This window comes from Wandonia sp. (assembly GCF_984588085.1).
This window is the reverse complement of the sequence record NZ_CFIGVI010000001.1, coordinates 126,223-142,280: the sequence shown is the minus strand read 5'-3', so window position 1 is coordinate 142,280 and position 16,058 is coordinate 126,223. Positions and strand designations below refer to the sequence as shown.

The 16,058-nt window shown below is 38.2% G+C and carries 15 protein-coding genes; 7 read left to right on the top strand and 8 right to left on the bottom strand.

Annotation, left to right across the window (positions count from 1 at the left end; all coding sequences use genetic code 11):
* Together AC4PL9_RS00625 and AC4PL9_RS00620 are read right to left on the bottom strand one after the other, a co-directional pair.
* Positions 1 to 423: a SufE family protein gene (locus tag AC4PL9_RS00625; RefSeq protein WP_491602860.1), complete on the bottom strand. Its 423-nt coding sequence runs from the start codon at positions 421 to 423 to the stop codon at positions 1 to 3.
* A 9-nt stretch (positions 424 to 432) separates the two neighbouring features.
* Positions 433 to 1,647, bottom strand: coding sequence for an aminotransferase class V-fold PLP-dependent enzyme (locus AC4PL9_RS00620; protein ID WP_491602964.1), 1,215 nt, complete (start codon positions 1,645 to 1,647; stop codon positions 433 to 435).
* A 171-nt stretch (positions 1,648 to 1,818) separates the two neighbouring features.
* Here AC4PL9_RS00620 and dut point away from each other — a divergent pair, with 171 nt between their 5' ends.
* From dut to AC4PL9_RS00595, 5 genes are read left to right on the top strand one after another with little or no spacing between them, the layout of a single operon-like run.
* Entirely contained in the window at positions 1,819 to 2,253 is a 435-nt protein-coding gene (dut, locus tag AC4PL9_RS00615) for a dUTP diphosphatase (RefSeq protein WP_491602859.1), read from the top strand.
* Positions 2,254 to 2,282: 29 nt separating this feature from the next.
* The gene (locus AC4PL9_RS00610) at positions 2,283 to 3,293 is read left to right on the top strand and encodes a sugar phosphate nucleotidyltransferase (protein WP_491602858.1); all 1,011 of its coding nucleotides are present in this window, start codon (positions 2,283 to 2,285) and stop codon (positions 3,291 to 3,293) included.
* Positions 3,290 to 5,059 (top strand): tetratricopeptide repeat protein, encoded by a 1,770-nt coding sequence (locus AC4PL9_RS00605; protein ID WP_491602857.1) that lies wholly within the window; start codon positions 3,290 to 3,292, stop codon positions 5,057 to 5,059. The genes AC4PL9_RS00610 and AC4PL9_RS00605 overlap by 4 nt, the downstream gene beginning before the upstream one ends.
* Positions 5,043 to 5,858 (top strand): lipoprotein insertase outer membrane protein LolB1, encoded by an 816-nt coding sequence (gene lolB1 / locus AC4PL9_RS00600; RefSeq protein ID WP_491602856.1) that lies wholly within the window; start codon positions 5,043 to 5,045, stop codon positions 5,856 to 5,858. The genes AC4PL9_RS00605 and lolB1 overlap by 17 nt, the downstream gene beginning before the upstream one ends.
* On the top strand, positions 5,842 to 7,140 hold the full coding sequence (locus AC4PL9_RS00595) for a murein hydrolase activator EnvC family protein (protein WP_491602855.1): 1,299 nt from the start codon (positions 5,842 to 5,844) through the stop codon (positions 7,138 to 7,140). Before lolB1 ends, AC4PL9_RS00595 begins: the two co-directional genes overlap by 17 nt.
* A gap of 54 nt (positions 7,141 to 7,194) precedes the next feature.
* Here the strand turns inward: AC4PL9_RS00595 and AC4PL9_RS00590 are convergent, their stop codons facing one another.
* The 4 genes from AC4PL9_RS00590 to AC4PL9_RS00575 form a co-directional block, all read right to left on the bottom strand.
* Entirely contained in the window at positions 7,195 to 7,548 is a 354-nt protein-coding gene (locus AC4PL9_RS00590) for a single-stranded DNA-binding protein (protein WP_491602854.1), read from the bottom strand.
* Between the two features lie 18 nt (positions 7,549 to 7,566).
* The gene (locus tag AC4PL9_RS00585) at positions 7,567 to 7,905 is read right to left on the bottom strand and encodes a single-stranded DNA-binding protein (protein ID WP_491602853.1); all 339 of its coding nucleotides are present in this window, start codon (positions 7,903 to 7,905) and stop codon (positions 7,567 to 7,569) included.
* Between the two features lie 311 nt (positions 7,906 to 8,216).
* On the bottom strand, positions 8,217 to 8,804 hold the full coding sequence (locus tag AC4PL9_RS00580) for an SET domain-containing protein (RefSeq protein ID WP_491602852.1): 588 nt from the start codon (positions 8,802 to 8,804) through the stop codon (positions 8,217 to 8,219).
* 179 nt (positions 8,805 to 8,983) lie between these two features.
* The gene (locus AC4PL9_RS00575) at positions 8,984 to 11,770 is read right to left on the bottom strand and encodes an alpha/beta hydrolase family protein (RefSeq protein WP_491602851.1); all 2,787 of its coding nucleotides are present in this window, start codon (positions 11,768 to 11,770) and stop codon (positions 8,984 to 8,986) included.
* A 201-nt stretch (positions 11,771 to 11,971) separates the two neighbouring features.
* On the opposite strand from AC4PL9_RS00575, the gene AC4PL9_RS00570 reads away from it, so the two are divergent.
* Together AC4PL9_RS00570 and rlmH are read left to right on the top strand one after the other, a co-directional pair.
* Complete coding sequence (locus tag AC4PL9_RS00570; RefSeq protein ID WP_491602850.1) at positions 11,972 to 12,379, top strand: DUF7793 family protein; 408 nt, start codon at positions 11,972 to 11,974, stop codon at positions 12,377 to 12,379.
* An 11-nt stretch (positions 12,380 to 12,390) separates the two neighbouring features.
* Positions 12,391 to 12,864 (top strand): 23S rRNA (pseudouridine(1915)-N(3))-methyltransferase RlmH, encoded by a 474-nt coding sequence (gene rlmH / locus AC4PL9_RS00565; RefSeq protein ID WP_491602849.1) that lies wholly within the window; start codon positions 12,391 to 12,393, stop codon positions 12,862 to 12,864.
* A 13-nt stretch (positions 12,865 to 12,877) separates the two neighbouring features.
* On the opposite strand, the gene AC4PL9_RS00560 is transcribed toward rlmH, so the two are convergent.
* Positions 12,878 to 13,747 carry a MerR family transcriptional regulator gene (locus AC4PL9_RS00560; protein ID WP_491602848.1) on the bottom strand — a complete coding sequence of 290 codons (870 nt, stop codon included), beginning with the start codon at positions 13,745 to 13,747 and terminating at the stop codon, positions 12,878 to 12,880.
* Positions 13,748 to 13,814: 67 nt separating this feature from the next.
* Positions 13,815 to 15,884, bottom strand: coding sequence for a methionine--tRNA ligase (metG, locus tag AC4PL9_RS00555; RefSeq protein ID WP_491602847.1), 2,070 nt, complete (start codon positions 15,882 to 15,884; stop codon positions 13,815 to 13,817).
* Between the last annotated feature and the right edge of the window lie 174 nt (positions 15,885 to 16,058).

The following is a 16,058-nucleotide window of genomic DNA, read 5'->3' as shown; positions in this document are numbered from 1 at the left end:
TCACTTTCCGGACACTTCAGTTATTGCCGCCATTTTCAACTGTTTGATCATACTCACCAAGCCATTTGCTCGTGTTGGTGAAAGATGCTCCTGTAATCCGATTTCTTTTATAAAACCTAATTCGGCCTTTGCAATATCTTCAGGACTCTGATGAGACAGCACACGAATTAACAACCCTATTATTCCCTTTGTGATAATCGCATCAGAATCAGCCGTAAAGACCATCTCATCTCCTTCTTTTTCTGCATGCAACCAAACCCGACTCTGGCAACCTTTAATAAGCCTGTCATCTGTCTTATATTTTTCATCGATCAACGGAAGTTCTTTTCCGAGTTCAATAATGTATTCGTATTTATCCATCCAGTCATCATAAACTGAAAATTCATCAACGATTTCTTCTTCTATTTCCTTAATTGTCTTCATTTGTTTTCTTTACTTCAGCATTCCTACCGCTCTGTTTAGAGCATTTATCATACTATCCACTTCCTCTTTCGTATTATAAAAAGCAAATGATGCTCTTATTGTCCCTGGAATGTTATAAAAATCCATTATAGGCTGAGTACAATGATGACCAGTTCGTACAGCAATTCCCATCTTATCTAATAACGTTCCCACATCATAAGGATGAGTTCCTTCTATTAGGAAGGAGATCACACTGGTTTTGTTTTCAGCTTCTCCATAAATTTTCATTCCTTCGATCTCCATCAATCTATCGGTAGCATACTCCAACAACTCCGATTCGTACTTCTGAATAGCATCCATATCCAGCGTTTTAAGATACTCAAATGCTTTTCCAAGACAAATCCCCCCTGCAATATGCGGTGTCCCTGCCTCAAATTTATGTGGCAAAGTATTATAGGTAGTTTTCTCAAATGTTACTGTGGCTATCATATCCCCCCCACCCTGATAAGGAGGCATCTGATTTAACAGTTCTTGTTTTCCATACAAAATTCCAACTCCAGTCGGACCAAATACCTTGTGTCCTGAAAGAGCAAGAAAATCACAATCCATTTCTTTCACATCCACTGCCATGTGCTGCACACTCTGCGCTGCATCTACAAGAACTTTGGCACCAACTAAATGTGCCCAATCAATTATTTTCTTAATTGGATTAATAGTTCCCAGAGCATTTGAAATATGAGTAACTGCCACCATTTTTGTTTTTTCCGAAAGCATTTCTTTATACGCCTCAAGATCCAACTCCCCGGATTCAAACATCGGTATTACCCGAAGCACACATCCTTTTCGCTCACAAAGCATCTGCCAGGGAACGATATTCGAGTGATGTTCCATCGCAGAAATAATAATCTCATCTCCCTCTTTCAACAGTTCTCCAAAAGAGAAAGCAACCAAATTTATACTATCGGTTGTGCCTTTTGTGAACAATATTTCGTTGGAATTACTCACCCCAAGACAACTTGCTATCAATGCCCGTGCATCTTCATAAGCCTGAGTTGCAACCTGACTTAGATGGTGTACTCCTCTATGAATATTTGCGTTGTATTTTGAGTAGTACGCAGTAATCGCATCCAATACAATTTGTGGTTTTTGTGCAGTTGCTCCGTTATCAAAGTAAACCAACTGTTTATCCCCAACCTTTTCCGAAAGAATCGGAAAATCGTTTCTAATCGCATATACATCAAACACATCAGACATAGCTCTTCTTCTCTTTTTTGCAAAGTTACAAATCAAATACGAGCAACATGAATATTTGAACGGAAATAGAATTTATAAGCCCCCTTATCTACTTATTTTATAGTTTTACACCCCTTTTCTTTGAGAATTATTAAGTAAATTGCGTCCAAAGATTACGATACAATGATTGTCAAAATAAAAAACACATCCGAACAAGGACTCCCGGCCTATGAGACACCTCTTTCTGCCGGAGTTGACTTACGGGCAAACAATACGCATTCAATTACATTACAACCTCTGGAAAGAACATTGGTTAAAACCGGTCTTTTTTTGGAAATACCGGCCGGTTATGAAGCTCAGGTGCGACCAAGGAGTGGATTAGCCCTAAAAAAAGGAATCACTGTTTTAAACTCTCCTGGCACTATTGATGCAGATTACAGAGGTGAAATCGGTGTCATCCTCATCAATTTGTCTAACGAACCTGTTACTTTGGAAAATGGAGAACGTATTGCTCAACTGGTATTTGCCAAAGTAGAACAGGCAACATGGGAAGTAACTTCCGACTTATCAGAAACAAAGCGAGGTGCAGGGGGGTTTGGAAGCACCGGTACAAAATAAATTTAACGACTTAAAACGAAATTAGATAGATGAAAATTATTGTTCCAATGGCTGGTAGAGGTAGCCGTTTGCGTCCTCATACATTAACTACACCCAAACCTCTTATTCCTGTGGGAGGAAAACCAATTGTCCATCGGCTTGTTGAAGATATCGCAGCTGTTTGTAACGAACCTATAGAAGAAATTGGTTTTGTGATCGGGGACTTTGGTAGTGAAGTTGAACAGGAACTTATTGAAGTAGCTGAAAAGCTAGGTGCCAAAGGACATATATTTCATCAAACAGAGCCTTTGGGGACGGCTCATGCAGTTCTTTGTGCCGAGCCTTTACTCAATGGAAAAGTTGTTGTCGCGTTTGCAGATACTTTATTTAAGGCCGACTTCACCATGGAGGATAATGTCGATGGTGTACTTTGGGTAAAACAAATCGAAGACCCCAGTTCTTTTGGAGTAATCAAAATGAATGAAAACAAGGAAATAGTTGATTTTGTAGAGAAACCTCAAACGTTTGTTTCCGATCTGGCTATGATAGGCATTTATTATTTCAAAAAGGGTGAAGAACTAAGAGCAGAAATTAATTATCTCATTGATAACGCTATTATCAAAGGGGGCGAGTATCAGCTCCCGGACGCTTTAAGAAGACTAACTGAAAAGGGCACTAAATTTAAGCCCGGAGAAGTTTCAGAATGGTTAGACTGTGGAAATAAAAACGTTACTGTACACACCAATCAGCGGGTACTGGAGTACGACAGAGAAAAAGGACTATCCACAATTAGCAGCCAGGCAAACATTGTCAATTCAGTCATTATACCTCCCTGTTTTATCGGAGATCATGTAACTGTGACAAATAGTGTAATCGGGCCCCATGTTAGTCTTGGAAGCAATTCAAAAGTAAAGAGTTCGGTGATCTCTAATTCGCTGATTCAAAATGGTACGGAAATTGATTCTTCTAATCTAAAGAATTCAATGATCGGAAATAATTGTAAAGTCACCGGCAGATCAAGCGATCTGAGTATTGGCGATTATTCAACAAGTAAAGAATGAAATTTTTTTGGCATATAACTCTGTTTCTTTGTTTCCTCTTATTTGCAGGAAATACAGCTCTTGCGCAAAAGAAAAAGCGAGATAAGAAGAATAAAACGGAAGAGCGTATACGTGAAGAAGCGAAAGAATCTGCCTTAACTCTTCCTGGAGAGCGGACTCCTTATAAGGCTAAATTTTATGAAGCTTTACGATTAAAAACTGTAGGAGATTACAATGGTGCAGTAGCTTTATTTGAGGAATGCATAAAAATGAATCCTGAAGATGATGCGGTGCTATACGTACTTGCTAATTTTTATGCAGGAAACAGACAAACAACAAAAGCCAAAAACTACATAGAAAAAGCATACGCTATCGACCCTGATAATATTTGGTATCTCGAACTTTTAGCATATATCCAGCAAAATTCAGGAGACTACGATCAAGCAGAAGAAAGTTACAAAAAGCTTACGGATATTGAGCCTTACAATCTTGACTGGCTCTATTATTATTCAGAAGCACAGTTATATAACAGCAATATCAAAGGAGCTATATCTACTTATGACAGAATGATTGAAGAGGCAGGTCCTATTCCTGATCTTGTTCATCGAAAAATTGAAATGCTGGTAGATCAGGGAGAAACCGAAAAAGTTGTCACTGAATTACGTGGACTCATGAATGAATACCCCGATTCTCCTGAATATGCTGCTATGCTCTTGGATTATTACAAGAGTCTGGGTAAAGAGTCTGAGATTATTAGTCTTCTGGATGAGATGCTTGAGAAAGATCCCAATAACCCTCATACGTTGCTCGCAATGGCAGATTACTATAATTCAAAAGGGGATAAGCAAAAAACATATGAATATTTAAAGAAAGCGTTCGCTAGTCAGGCTTTAGAGATTGATTCAAAAATAAAGCTCTTAATAGACATCCATGATAATCAGAATCCGATCGATCAGGAAGCCTTTGAATTATTGGAGATTCTGATTAAAATGCACGGTGCAGATGCCAAAACCTATTCTATTCAGGGAGATTTTTTTCTAAAAAATGGTAACAGACAAGAAGCTTTGGAAGCATTCCGAACTGCCCTCCAATTTGATAAAACTAAATATCCGATTTGGCATGAAACCCTTTATCTGGCTTTTATGTTAGGGCAATACGAAAATCTCTATCAGGATAGTAAAGCAGCTCTTGAGTATTTCCCAACGATCTCCAATATCTATTTGTTTGCCGGTGTTGGGGCATTATCAACCGGAAGAACTGACGAGGCGATTGAATATTTAACAATAGGGAAAGATTTCGTTGTAAAAGACAAACTGCTCTCTGCTGAGTTTGATTTTTATCTCGGTGAAGCGCATATGGCAATCAAGGAATACGATAAGGCTCTTACTCACTATAAAAATGCACTATCGGAAGATCCTTCTAATGCTGTTTATCTAAACAATTTTGCTTATAAACTAGCTGTGCATAATGTACACCTTGACGAAGCTCTGAAAGCCATACAATCCGCAGATCGAATAAGTCCTGACCAACCCAACTTTCTTGACACTTATGCCTGGATATTATTCAGAAAATCAGATTATAATGAAGCTCTTGTGAAAATAAAAAAAGCATTTTCATTTTCCCCTAAAAATGCTGTTATAGCAGAACATTATGGTGATATTCTTTTTAAACTGGGAGAGAAAGATGAAGCTAAAGAATTATGGTTAACTTCGCGCGATTTAGGAAATAAAGATGAAGTGCTGGAGAGAAAAATTGAAACAGGTGAATATTATGAGCGCAATCCGTAATAATCACTTCAAGTGGATTGTAGTGGCCGGGCTTGTATTGATTTCATGCTCCAAAAAAAGTTTGGACAGCGGATTCGGAAAAATTGAAAGGAAACGCACATCAGAGCTTGTTCAACATTTAGAAGAATTATCAAAAACGGAGTGGGACTTCTTATCTACCAAAATTGCGATACGATTTTCTTCTCGCGAGCAAAGGCAAAGTTTCAAGACAACCTTGAAAATGAAAAGAGACAGTGCAATAAATGCCACTATTACTTTTGCTGCTATTCCTATAATCAATTCTGTTTTAACCTACGATTCACTGAAAGTTGTCAATAAAAAGGACAAATGCTTTATCTTGGCTGATTTAGATATTCTAAAAGATAAATTCGAAATCCCATTTGATTTTCCTCAGGTAGAAGAATTGTTATTAGGACTTCCTCTTGCCTGGGAAACAGACGAAAAATACCACCAGTTGGATGATACAAGATATTACATTGTTAGCTCACATAAAAAGCGCTTCATTAATCGTCGGGAAAGCCGACCAGAAAACAATATCCTCATCAGATACTTTCTACACCCTCAAACATTGGATTTGGAACAAATAGCACTGGATAGTCCGCAGGACACTCTATCCATACGGATACAGTTTTATGATCGCTACACAGATATGGGAATTCCACTTCCTCAGAGAACTGAATTGGAGATTTTTACTCCACGTGATACAATTGCGGTAGAAATGAAATTTCAAAAACCTGAAATAGAAAAGGAAAAGACCATATTTTTGACTATTCCTGACAGCTATGAAGAATGTAACTAGTTACATATTGTTTTTACTCCTTTTTACTCTCTCACCTGTTTTTTCCCAACAGAAAAGTGAGAAGCTAAAAAAAGAACAGGCACAACTTGAAAAACAGATTCAGGCCACCAAATCTTTGCTGGAAACTACCAAAAAAGGAACTGAAAAAAGTTTTCAGGAATTACAGCTCACAGAACAGAATATTCGTTTTCGGGAACAATTACTTGAGAATATTGATCAACAGATAAAAGCCACTGACAATAGAATCCAGGATATTGAGTCTTCAATCGTTTCTTTAAATGCCAAAATTGAAAGCTTAAAGGAGCAGTACCGGGCAATGGTGTTCTACGCTTATAAAAAGCGAAATAAATACGATCGTATTATGTTCATCTTTTCCAGCGATAACTTCAATCAGGCTTACAAAAGAATGGTCTATCTGGAAAAAATAAAAGAAATCCGACTGCGTCAGGTACTTCTTATTCGACAAAATCAAGACCTTCTTGCAAAGGAAAGTGTAGAACTAAACGATCAAAAGCAGGAATCTTTAAAACTGGCAAGTACAAAACGTGCAGAAAGAGAAGCCCTTATAGCTGACAAAGAGAATCAACAGAAACTCTACAATGAATTTAAGTCACGCGAAAATGAACTACTTACCAAACTAAGAGAGGAAGAACGAAAAAAGGCTGCATTACAGGCAGAAATTCAAAAAGCAATAGCACGTGAACTGGAGGAAGCTAGAAAAAAAGCTGAAGCAGAACGTCTTGCCCGGGAACGTGCGGCAAAAGAAAAAGCTGAAAAAGAAGGTGGAGTAGCTGTTGTTCCTAAAGAAAATGTAAATGATGCCGCTGAAAAATTTGGTCTGACACCTGAAGCCAGGTTAATCGGTAGCGATTTTACTACAAATAAAGGAAAGCTTCCTTATCCCGTAGAAAGTGGAACCATTACTGAAAAATTCGGAAAGAATCCCCACCCTACAGTTCCTCACATATACACCTACAATAATGGTGTTGATATAAGTACTGCCAAAGGAGCTAATGTCAGAGCTGTTTTTCAGGGAGAAGTTACCTCTGTTTTAAGTATTCCCGGAGCTGGTAAGGTAGTGATTATTAAACATGGAAACTATAGAACGGTGTACTCTAACCTTCAGGATGTCTACGTGGATAAAGGCACCAAAATCTCTGTAAAACAGGTTATAGGGACATTGCTACCCCAAGGAAATATATCAATAGCGCACTTCGAAATTCATGAAGTAAAAGCTAACTCAGTAGAAAAACTAAACCCTTCCTACTGGTTAAGCAATTAAAAAAGCTGCCCCGTCAGAGGCAGCCTTTTAGGTGTAGGTTAGGGTTACATTGAACTAAGCTGATTTTGCCAACTCTCCATGATTAAGAAGTACAAGGTCTTTTACTTCTATTTCTGTGGAGTAGTGACTTTTCCCGTCTTTTCCGCGAAAAAAACGTGATCTCAATTTACCCTCGATCGCTATTCTTGCTCCTTTATGAGCAAACTCTTCTAGAACTATGGCCCATTTTCCCCAGGCAACTATTTTGTGCCATTGATTTTCTGTTTCGACTTTTCCTTCCAGCCCCTTGCGGTACTCCCGGGTTGTCAAAGCAAAACGCACCATTTTCTTTCCTGATGATGTTGTAATTACAGCAGGTTCCTTTGTTAGGCTCCCTATCAGGTGTACATGATTTACTGGTGTATTCATAATCGGTAAGTTTTAAGGTTAATTTTTCTTTCCTAAGAGCAATACATCTGATGCCTCTATTTCCGTAAAGTACTTCTTGTCGCCATTCTTGTCATCATAGCTCCGGGTAATAAGTTTACCTTCGACCATAATTTCCTGTCCTTTACTTACATAGTTCTCAAAAATACCAGCAAGTTTTCCCCATGCAACAACCGTATGCCACTGGGTGCTTTCAACTCGCTCTCCATTTTTATTTCGATATGACTCACTTGTTGCCAATGTTAAACGCACAAATTTACGTCCGTTTTCAAAATTTCGAACTTCAGGCTCAATTCCTGTGCGTCCTACTAATGCTACTTTGTTTCTTAACGTGCTCATACTGTTAATTTTTAATGTTAGTTAATTTCAACACGTCGAGTGAGTTTGTAATCAATCGACACTGCAAAGTTGAGACAGCATCAAAAAGTTTTTCGTTTATTAATTATTTGTATACGGAAGTTATTCGTTTGAAATCATTTGAAAAATGTTTTTATACCTGATAATAAAATACTTAACCTTGAATAAGGTTTGTATAAGGTGAGTAATTCAATAAGAAAATAGTAGATAATAAAAACATTTAATGCCTTCTGAAATGATCTGAAGGCATTAAAATACAGGTATGAAAACTAGTTCAGTGATAGATCCTTCTTCTAAGATTTAAACTTTAAAGCGTAAACTGATTTATAAGAGTCGGGATTCTGGAAAAAAGAATCTAGCTCTTCTCTGGATTCCTTTTCAACAAAAGACATTAGCGGCTGCTCTACTTCAAACAACCTTACAATTGATTTCCTGATTTTATTATCCCACTCCTTATAATAAGTGTCAAAATCATCTGGTTTAATTACTTTTCTGCAATTAGCCGAGCCACAACTAACCTCCATAGGATAAGTCAGGTTAAAAATCCCGTATTCGTCAGTAATCTGTTCCCCTTTTTGGATATTGCGAATAGCTATTTCAAAACCATATCCGGTACTTATTGTATTACAATTACAACAGTGATTTACATATTTCGCAAAATCCCAGCTGATTATACGGTTCCCGTTCTGATCAATATAGGAATACTTCTCTATAACTTCTTTTACTTCCTCAGAATGCAACAGGTAATCGGTAGGAGTAACCACTAACTCCAAAGAGTCTTTTACGTATACAATTGTTCCTTCGGGAATATCATCAGTTGCAAACACACCGTATCCCACATGGTCATCAATGAACCTCAGTTCAGTTTTCGGATGAATCATAAAACCATCAATTTACTAATTAATGCCCCCTCGGCCTCATCCCTTTAGTAGGTGACTATCGCTTACTCAGCAGTACTCAATTTTTCATCGAATTTATAGTATTTTCTATTTCAAAAATCAATTTCAATAAAAAATTCAAGCTTAAACATAAAACAATGAAAATCAGTCAAAAAACACACTTAGTCAACCAATTCCAAACCATTGTCTTTCCCTTTATCTATCGCAGGGATTCCATCTACCATCCATTTTGGTGCGGGCTTGTTCAACAAATAATGATCGAAAAATTGCTTCATCCGAATACTTAAATCTCGTCGGTTAGATTCCTTCATCAGGTTATGTTTATCTCCGTTGTAATTTAACAACCAAACAGGTTTATTTAATCGTCTCAACCCCATAAACAACTCTATTCCCTGATACCATGGAACAGCACCATCATTATCATTGTGCATAATTAAAAGAGGTGTTTTTACATTCGGAAGACCAAATAACGGTGAGTTTTCCACATAACGCTCCGGTTCTTCCCAAATGGTTCCTCCAATACGACTTTGTGTTCTTTCATACTGAAACATCCGGCTAAAACCACTTCCCCATCGAATTCCTCCATAGGCAGAGAACATATTCGCCACCGGAGCACCCGCCATAGCAGCCTTATATCTATTCGTCATCGTTATAAGCTGCGCTGTCTGATAACCTCCCCAACTCTGTCCCTGAAGACCCATCCTTTCTGAATCAGTAAACGGATATTTCTTTAAGACATAATCTGTCCCGGAAACAATACAATCGTAAGCTGACTCTGCCGGATTCCCTGCTTCATACCTGATATCCGGAATGAATACAACATAACCTGATGAAGCATATTCTGTCGGAAAAATAATGGATGCTGTTGGCCGCGGCACCCAGTGTCTGTGCAGGTTATCACTATTCAATTCGTAAAAATATACCAATAAAGGATACTTTTTCTCTGGATCAAGATTTTCAGGCGTATAAAGTAATCCCTGAAGCTTCTTTCCGGAAGGAGTTTTCCATTTAATCAACTCAACATTCGCCCAATTATAATTTTCCTGTTGGGGATTAGTATGTGTCACTACTTTAGGGTTTGTAAACTCCACATCTGTTACCCACAATTCCGGATAATTGCTTACAGTTGATCTCCGGTAAGTAACGACATCACTTTCCTCGGACTTGCTGAACCCAAATAGAGCCGCATTGTCCTCCATTCGTTTTACAAGGTTCCATTGCTCATCAATAGTAAAAATTGCTTCTTGTTTTGTTTTATCATCCTGAGACTTGATCCACACCCGCTGCGGGTTATAATATAAACTATCTTTATCCCATTGTATTACTTCATAATTTTGAGGATAACTCTTTTCCGAAGCAATTGAAATATTTCGGTAAGACGTCCCATTATACCGGACTCTGTATAAATCGTGTTTGGCCATTAGCCAAAGATGTGTTTTGCTGTTTTCCCAATATACTTTGTTAATTGCTGTAGGTTTGTAAGGTTGTCCGTTATTATCCTCCAACCAATCCGCATCAAAACCACAAGTAAGACAATTGGTCCTATCCGCAACAAAATCATGCAGCATATACTCTTCCTTTTTAGAGTCAAAATACACAGCTTTTGTTCCTTCCGGATCTAAATGGATATATTCTGTACATCCCTCTAAAAACAATTGCGGTTCAACATCTTCAATACGGATAAAATAATAATCCTTTTTCCAGGGGAAACTCCAGCCAGACTCCCATCTGTAACGCTCATTACTGGAAAGCAAAAAATAACCCGTACGATGTTTACTAAAAGAAACTACCTGCATCGAATCACTTTCTAAAACTCCTAACTTACCGGTTGTCCAATCATAGAAACTGAGAAAATTTTCTTTTTGCTTTCTCTTTAAACTCATCAGCTGTTGGGGTTGAATTTCATCATCTTGCCATCCCCATATATCCACTTTTACCTTCTCATCTTCTGTTAGTGTATCTTGTTGCTCTCTTTCAGGAAGTGGAGATGTCCCAAAGAATAATCGATCGGCATCCTCTGCAAACACAAGATTACCATACTCACTGGGACCATGACCTTTAGGCATCCCTCTAAATAAGCTGTCAATTACTAATTGAGGCTGATCCGTTTCCAAATCAGTAATAAATAGTTCGAAATGTTTATTCTTTTCAACAGTATCTCTGCTCGCCAAAAAAGCAATTTTACCCTCTCTGGAGTTCCAGACCACCTTACCTACCGAAGTAAAGGGTCCAAAAAATTGATTTTTTGAAGGGTCTTTCAAATTACGAACATCTAACGTGTACACATCTTTACTTTCTCTTTTCTGGTGCGTAACAAAACTTATATACCTTCCACTATCACTGAAATGATAGTCAGTAACATCCAATATTTGTTCTTTTTCATACGTAACCGGATTAAATAAGGTAACTAATTTTCCTTTCGAATCAGGTCGTTCCTTTCCTTTCTTCTTTCTCTTCTTTTTTTTCCTCTTCTTCCCTTTTTCAAGAGGTAATTCATTTGAATTCGTTCGGTACATTAACCAATCAGAAAAAGAAGTGACCTTAACATCCAGAAGGTTTGCAATATAAAATGACGTATCCCGCCCCGGAATATGGATCCACAAAGAATCTTTTGGAAGTTTATCCTTTTTGACTTTTTTGATTTCCAATTTCCGAATTGTATCAAACTGTGGTCGGATTTTGGCAACAAAGAACAAATCATTATTTCCAATTTGAAAATCATATCCTCGCACCAATGTATCCGCATCAGTACTATTCAGGTTTTTGTAGCTTAAAAAGCCATCTCCCCGATAAGGGGCTGTTTCATAAAATAGTATTCTTCCGGATCGGGAAATTCCGGTTTTTTTCAAAGACTTCCACTCGTCATATTGCTCATGCGTCAACTCCACTTTTTGGGAAAATCCTTGTAAAGCTGTAAAAAAAGATAAGACCAACAACCACTTATTCATTCTAAGGTACTTTTCGCTAAAAATACACAGATTTCGCTGAACGCAAAAAGTCTGTTCAAGAGACTTTCGTTAGGTATAAATACCGAAAAACAAAAACAATCTGCCTATTACGCTGTTTTATCTTGTAAAATCAATTGTTTGTCTATATATTTGAGTTGTGCAACCCAAAACTAGACACAAATAATGTTGGCGGAAATTACCATGAAAAAAATTATTATCGGAAAATGGTATGATCTCGGGACTATCGAAATCGGCTATTTGGATGGTGCAATTTACTATGCCCGACTAAAAAAGGACGAAACAATGACCTTGGATTGTCTCAGGAAGTCTATTGACTTTCGTAAAGAATATGGTATTGAAGACGCTTACCTTATACTTGAATTCGGAGAATTTTCCACTACAGATTTAGACACACGTTTATTTTCAATGAACAGGACGGACGAGCCTTTTAAAGCCGAAGCTTTTGTCACCAATAACCTGGCACAGAAAATAATTGTAGACAATTATGTCAAACTTAACAAGAGGAAAATTCCGTTTGCGCGATTTGACTCTTCTGAAGAAGCCTTCTCATGGATTGAAAGCTTGAAAAAATTGGAAAAATCAGCGTAACTTCGCGCTTCATGAAGATAAAGTTAGTCTGTGTAGGGAAAACAGGGAAAGATTTTCTGGAAAAGGGAGAAGAAGAATACATAAAGCGATTAGCCAAATATGTCCCCTTTGAAAAAGTTGAAATCCCTGACATTAAAAATGCAAAAAAACTCACCCACGAGCAAATAAAAGAACAGGAAGGAATTGCAATTCTTAATAAAGTTCAATCAACTGATCATCTCGTCCTGTTAGATGACAAGGGAAAAATGTATACCTCTATTCAGTTTGCTGACTACTATCAGAACTTGTTTAACAGAGGAATAAAAACAACTGTTTTTGTAATTGGAGGTCCGTATGGTTTTAGTGAAACTGTCTATCAGAGAGCCAATGAAAAGCTCTCTCTCTCCAAAATGACTTTTTCTCATCAGATGATTCGTCTTTTTTTTCTGGAACAAACGTATAGATCAATGACTATTCTTCGGAATGAGCCGTATCACCATGAGTAGCAAAGAAATGCTTCTACTTCAAATCAGAAATAATCCGGTGTAAATCTTCGTGGTTTTGTATCACTAAATAGTCTTTCTTTCCCTTCTCCATTACCTGCTTTCCTCCAATGGCCAAAACTCCAGAGTAAAATGCTCTCACCTTTCGAACGTGTTCATCAAGTGCATTATCATCTGCATTTACTACCCAGGAAGTAACCAGAAAATCAGGTTGGATCTGTTTTACAATCGCCTCCAGTGCATCCAAAGGAACTGATTGTCCCAGATAGAAAACTTTCCACCCCTCTTCTTTTAAAATATAGTGATAAAACAACAGTCCCAACTCATGCCATTCATGCTCCGGAAGATAAAGTACAGCTCTCCGTTCGGGATCCTCTACTTTCGTCCTTACCTTATCAATGGAAGCGATAATCTTCTGACGGATCAGGTGGGCTACAAAATGCTCCTGCGCCGGATTAATCGTCCCAACGAGCCACATAATACCAATTTTGTCGAGGAAAGGAATAACATAATGTGAAAATGCAACTTCCATTCCTTTCTCTTTTACCAGATCATCAAAGACCGAATTAAAAAGAGTTTCGTCCAATCGCAATAATGAAAGCACCAACTGCTCAACAGAACTATTTTCCAGTGATTTATTATATAACTTTTGTACCCTTGACGACCGTTCCTCAGGTGTCATTTCTGCAATAAAAGAAATCTTTAACCCATTATTAACCAGAACTGAAACTAACAATATCGTTTGTAGATCTTCATCTGAATATGTTCTTACATTCGTATCGGTACGACAAGGTTCCAACAAGCTATAACGCTTCTCCCACATACGTATCGTATGCGCCTTGATCCCCGTTAAACTTTCAAGATCTTTTATCTTGTACTCTGCCATACGGTTAGAACAACCCTCCGTAGATTAAGTTCACAAAAAAATAGTTCCGATGAAAAATTAGTTGATTTTAGCGTACTTCCCCCCCCGGATTCATGTCCTTTTCCGGAGAAACAAAAGCAAGGTTTCCGTTAGCGTCTTCTGCCATTAAAATCATTCCCTGAGACTCAACCCCTCTGATTTTTCTTGGAGCCAGATTAAGTAAAACACTAACTGTCTTTCCAATAACCTCTTCTGCTGAATAGTACTCAGCTATACCTGAAACGATCGTTCTTTTATCAATTCCGGTATCTACTAAAAGTTTTAAAAGTTTATCAGCCTTAGGAACTCGTTCTGCTTCGAGGATTTTACCCAATCGAATATCCATCTTGACAAAATCATCAAAACTAATAAGTTCTTTTTGTGGTGTCATATCGCTCGCTTTATCAACATTCAATTTTTGTGATGCTTTTAATTTCTCCAACTCCTGTTCAACAAATTCGTCGTCAATCTTACCAAATAAGATGGAAGGCTTGTTAATCGTATCACCTTCCTTTAAAAGATCCATGCGTCCGGCTTCTGCCCATTTCAACTCCGACAGATTTAAGAAGCCGGCAATTTTATCCGCTGTACCCGGCAAGAAAGGACGAAGAACAACAGACAAATTAGCTGAAATCTGTAACGCAATGTTCATAATTGTTTTTACGCGCTCCGGATCCTGTTTTACCAGTTTCCATGGTTCAGTATCGGCAAGATACTTATTTGCCATACGCGCCAGATTTATAGCTTCGCTTTGAGCTTCCCGGAACTTATATCTATGAATTAGAGCAGCAATTCGCTCCGGAACCTGTTTTACTTCAGCCATGAGCTTTTTATCCTCCTCTGTTAATTCTCCCTGAGGAGGAACTGCCCCTTCGTAGTACTTATGAGACAATACCAAAGCCCGATTAATGAAATTACCGAGAATATCAGCTAACTCATTATTTACGCGCGCCTGAAACTCTTTCCAGGTAAACTCAGCATCCTTCGACTCCGGAGCAATGGCCGTCAGTGTATATTTCAATTCGTCCACTTTATCCGGGTGATCTGCTAAAAATTCATGCAGCCAAACTGCCCAGTTTCGGGATGTTGAAAATTTGTCTCCTTCCAGATTTAAAAACTCGGATGCAGGAACATTATCCGGAAGGATAAACTCACCATGGGCTTTCAGTAAAATCGGGAAGATAATCGCATGGAAAACAATATTATCTTTTCCTATAAAATGAATCAACTTCGTATCTTCATTTTTCCAGTAATCTTCCCAGTTCTTCCCTGTATCTTTTGCCCACTGTTTAGTGGCTGAAATATAACCAATCGGTGCATCTAACCAAACGTATAATACTTTTCCGTCAGCGCCTTCGACAGGAACAGGAATCCCCCAGTCAAGATCTCTTGTCATTGCACGGGGCTTTAATCCTCCGTCAATCCAGGACATACATTGGCCTATCACCTGGTTTCTCCATTGTTTAGGGTCATGATGCTGTTTCCCTTCCAACATCCCCTCTTTAATCCATCCTCTCAGCCATTCTTCATGCCTGTCCATTGGAAGGAACCAGTGAGATGTTGATTTCAACACAGGACGTGATCCGCTCAACGTTGATATCGGGTTAATCAACTCAGTGGGACTTAAAGTCGTCCCACATTTTTCACATTGATCTCCGTATGCTCCCTCACTGTTACAATTCGGACACGTTCCGGTTATGTATCTGTCTGCAAGGAATTGTTTATATTCCTCGTCATAATATTGTTCTGTAGTTTCCTGGATAAACTGCCCTTCATCATCCAGCTTTTTAAAGAAATCCTGAGCTGTTTTGTAATGAAGTGGATCGGATGTCCGGTGAAAAATATCGAGAGATATATCAAAATCTCTGAATGCTTTCCCAATAATTCCATGATATTTATCTACAATTTCCTGAGGAGTAATTCCCTCCTTTTTTGCCCGGAGGGTAATTGCTGCTCCATGTTCATCGCTTCCGCAAATAAATGCTACATCTTCATCATTCATTCGCAGAAAACGCACAAAAATATCGGCTGGTAAATAAACCCCGGCAACATGACCTAAGTGTAATGGACCATTAGCATATGGTAATGCCGCTGTAACTGTATATCTGGTTTTTTGCATGAACTATCGGATTAAAACGACAAATGTAAACAGAATTATGATTATTTCTCTGAATTCCGCACCACTGTTCCTACTCCTGAATGATTTCAGGAACAAAGATATCCTCTGTAGATCTGCTCTGTTTTTCTTGTTTGGCCTGTATCAACCACAGAAGAACCCCGAGGATGAGAATAT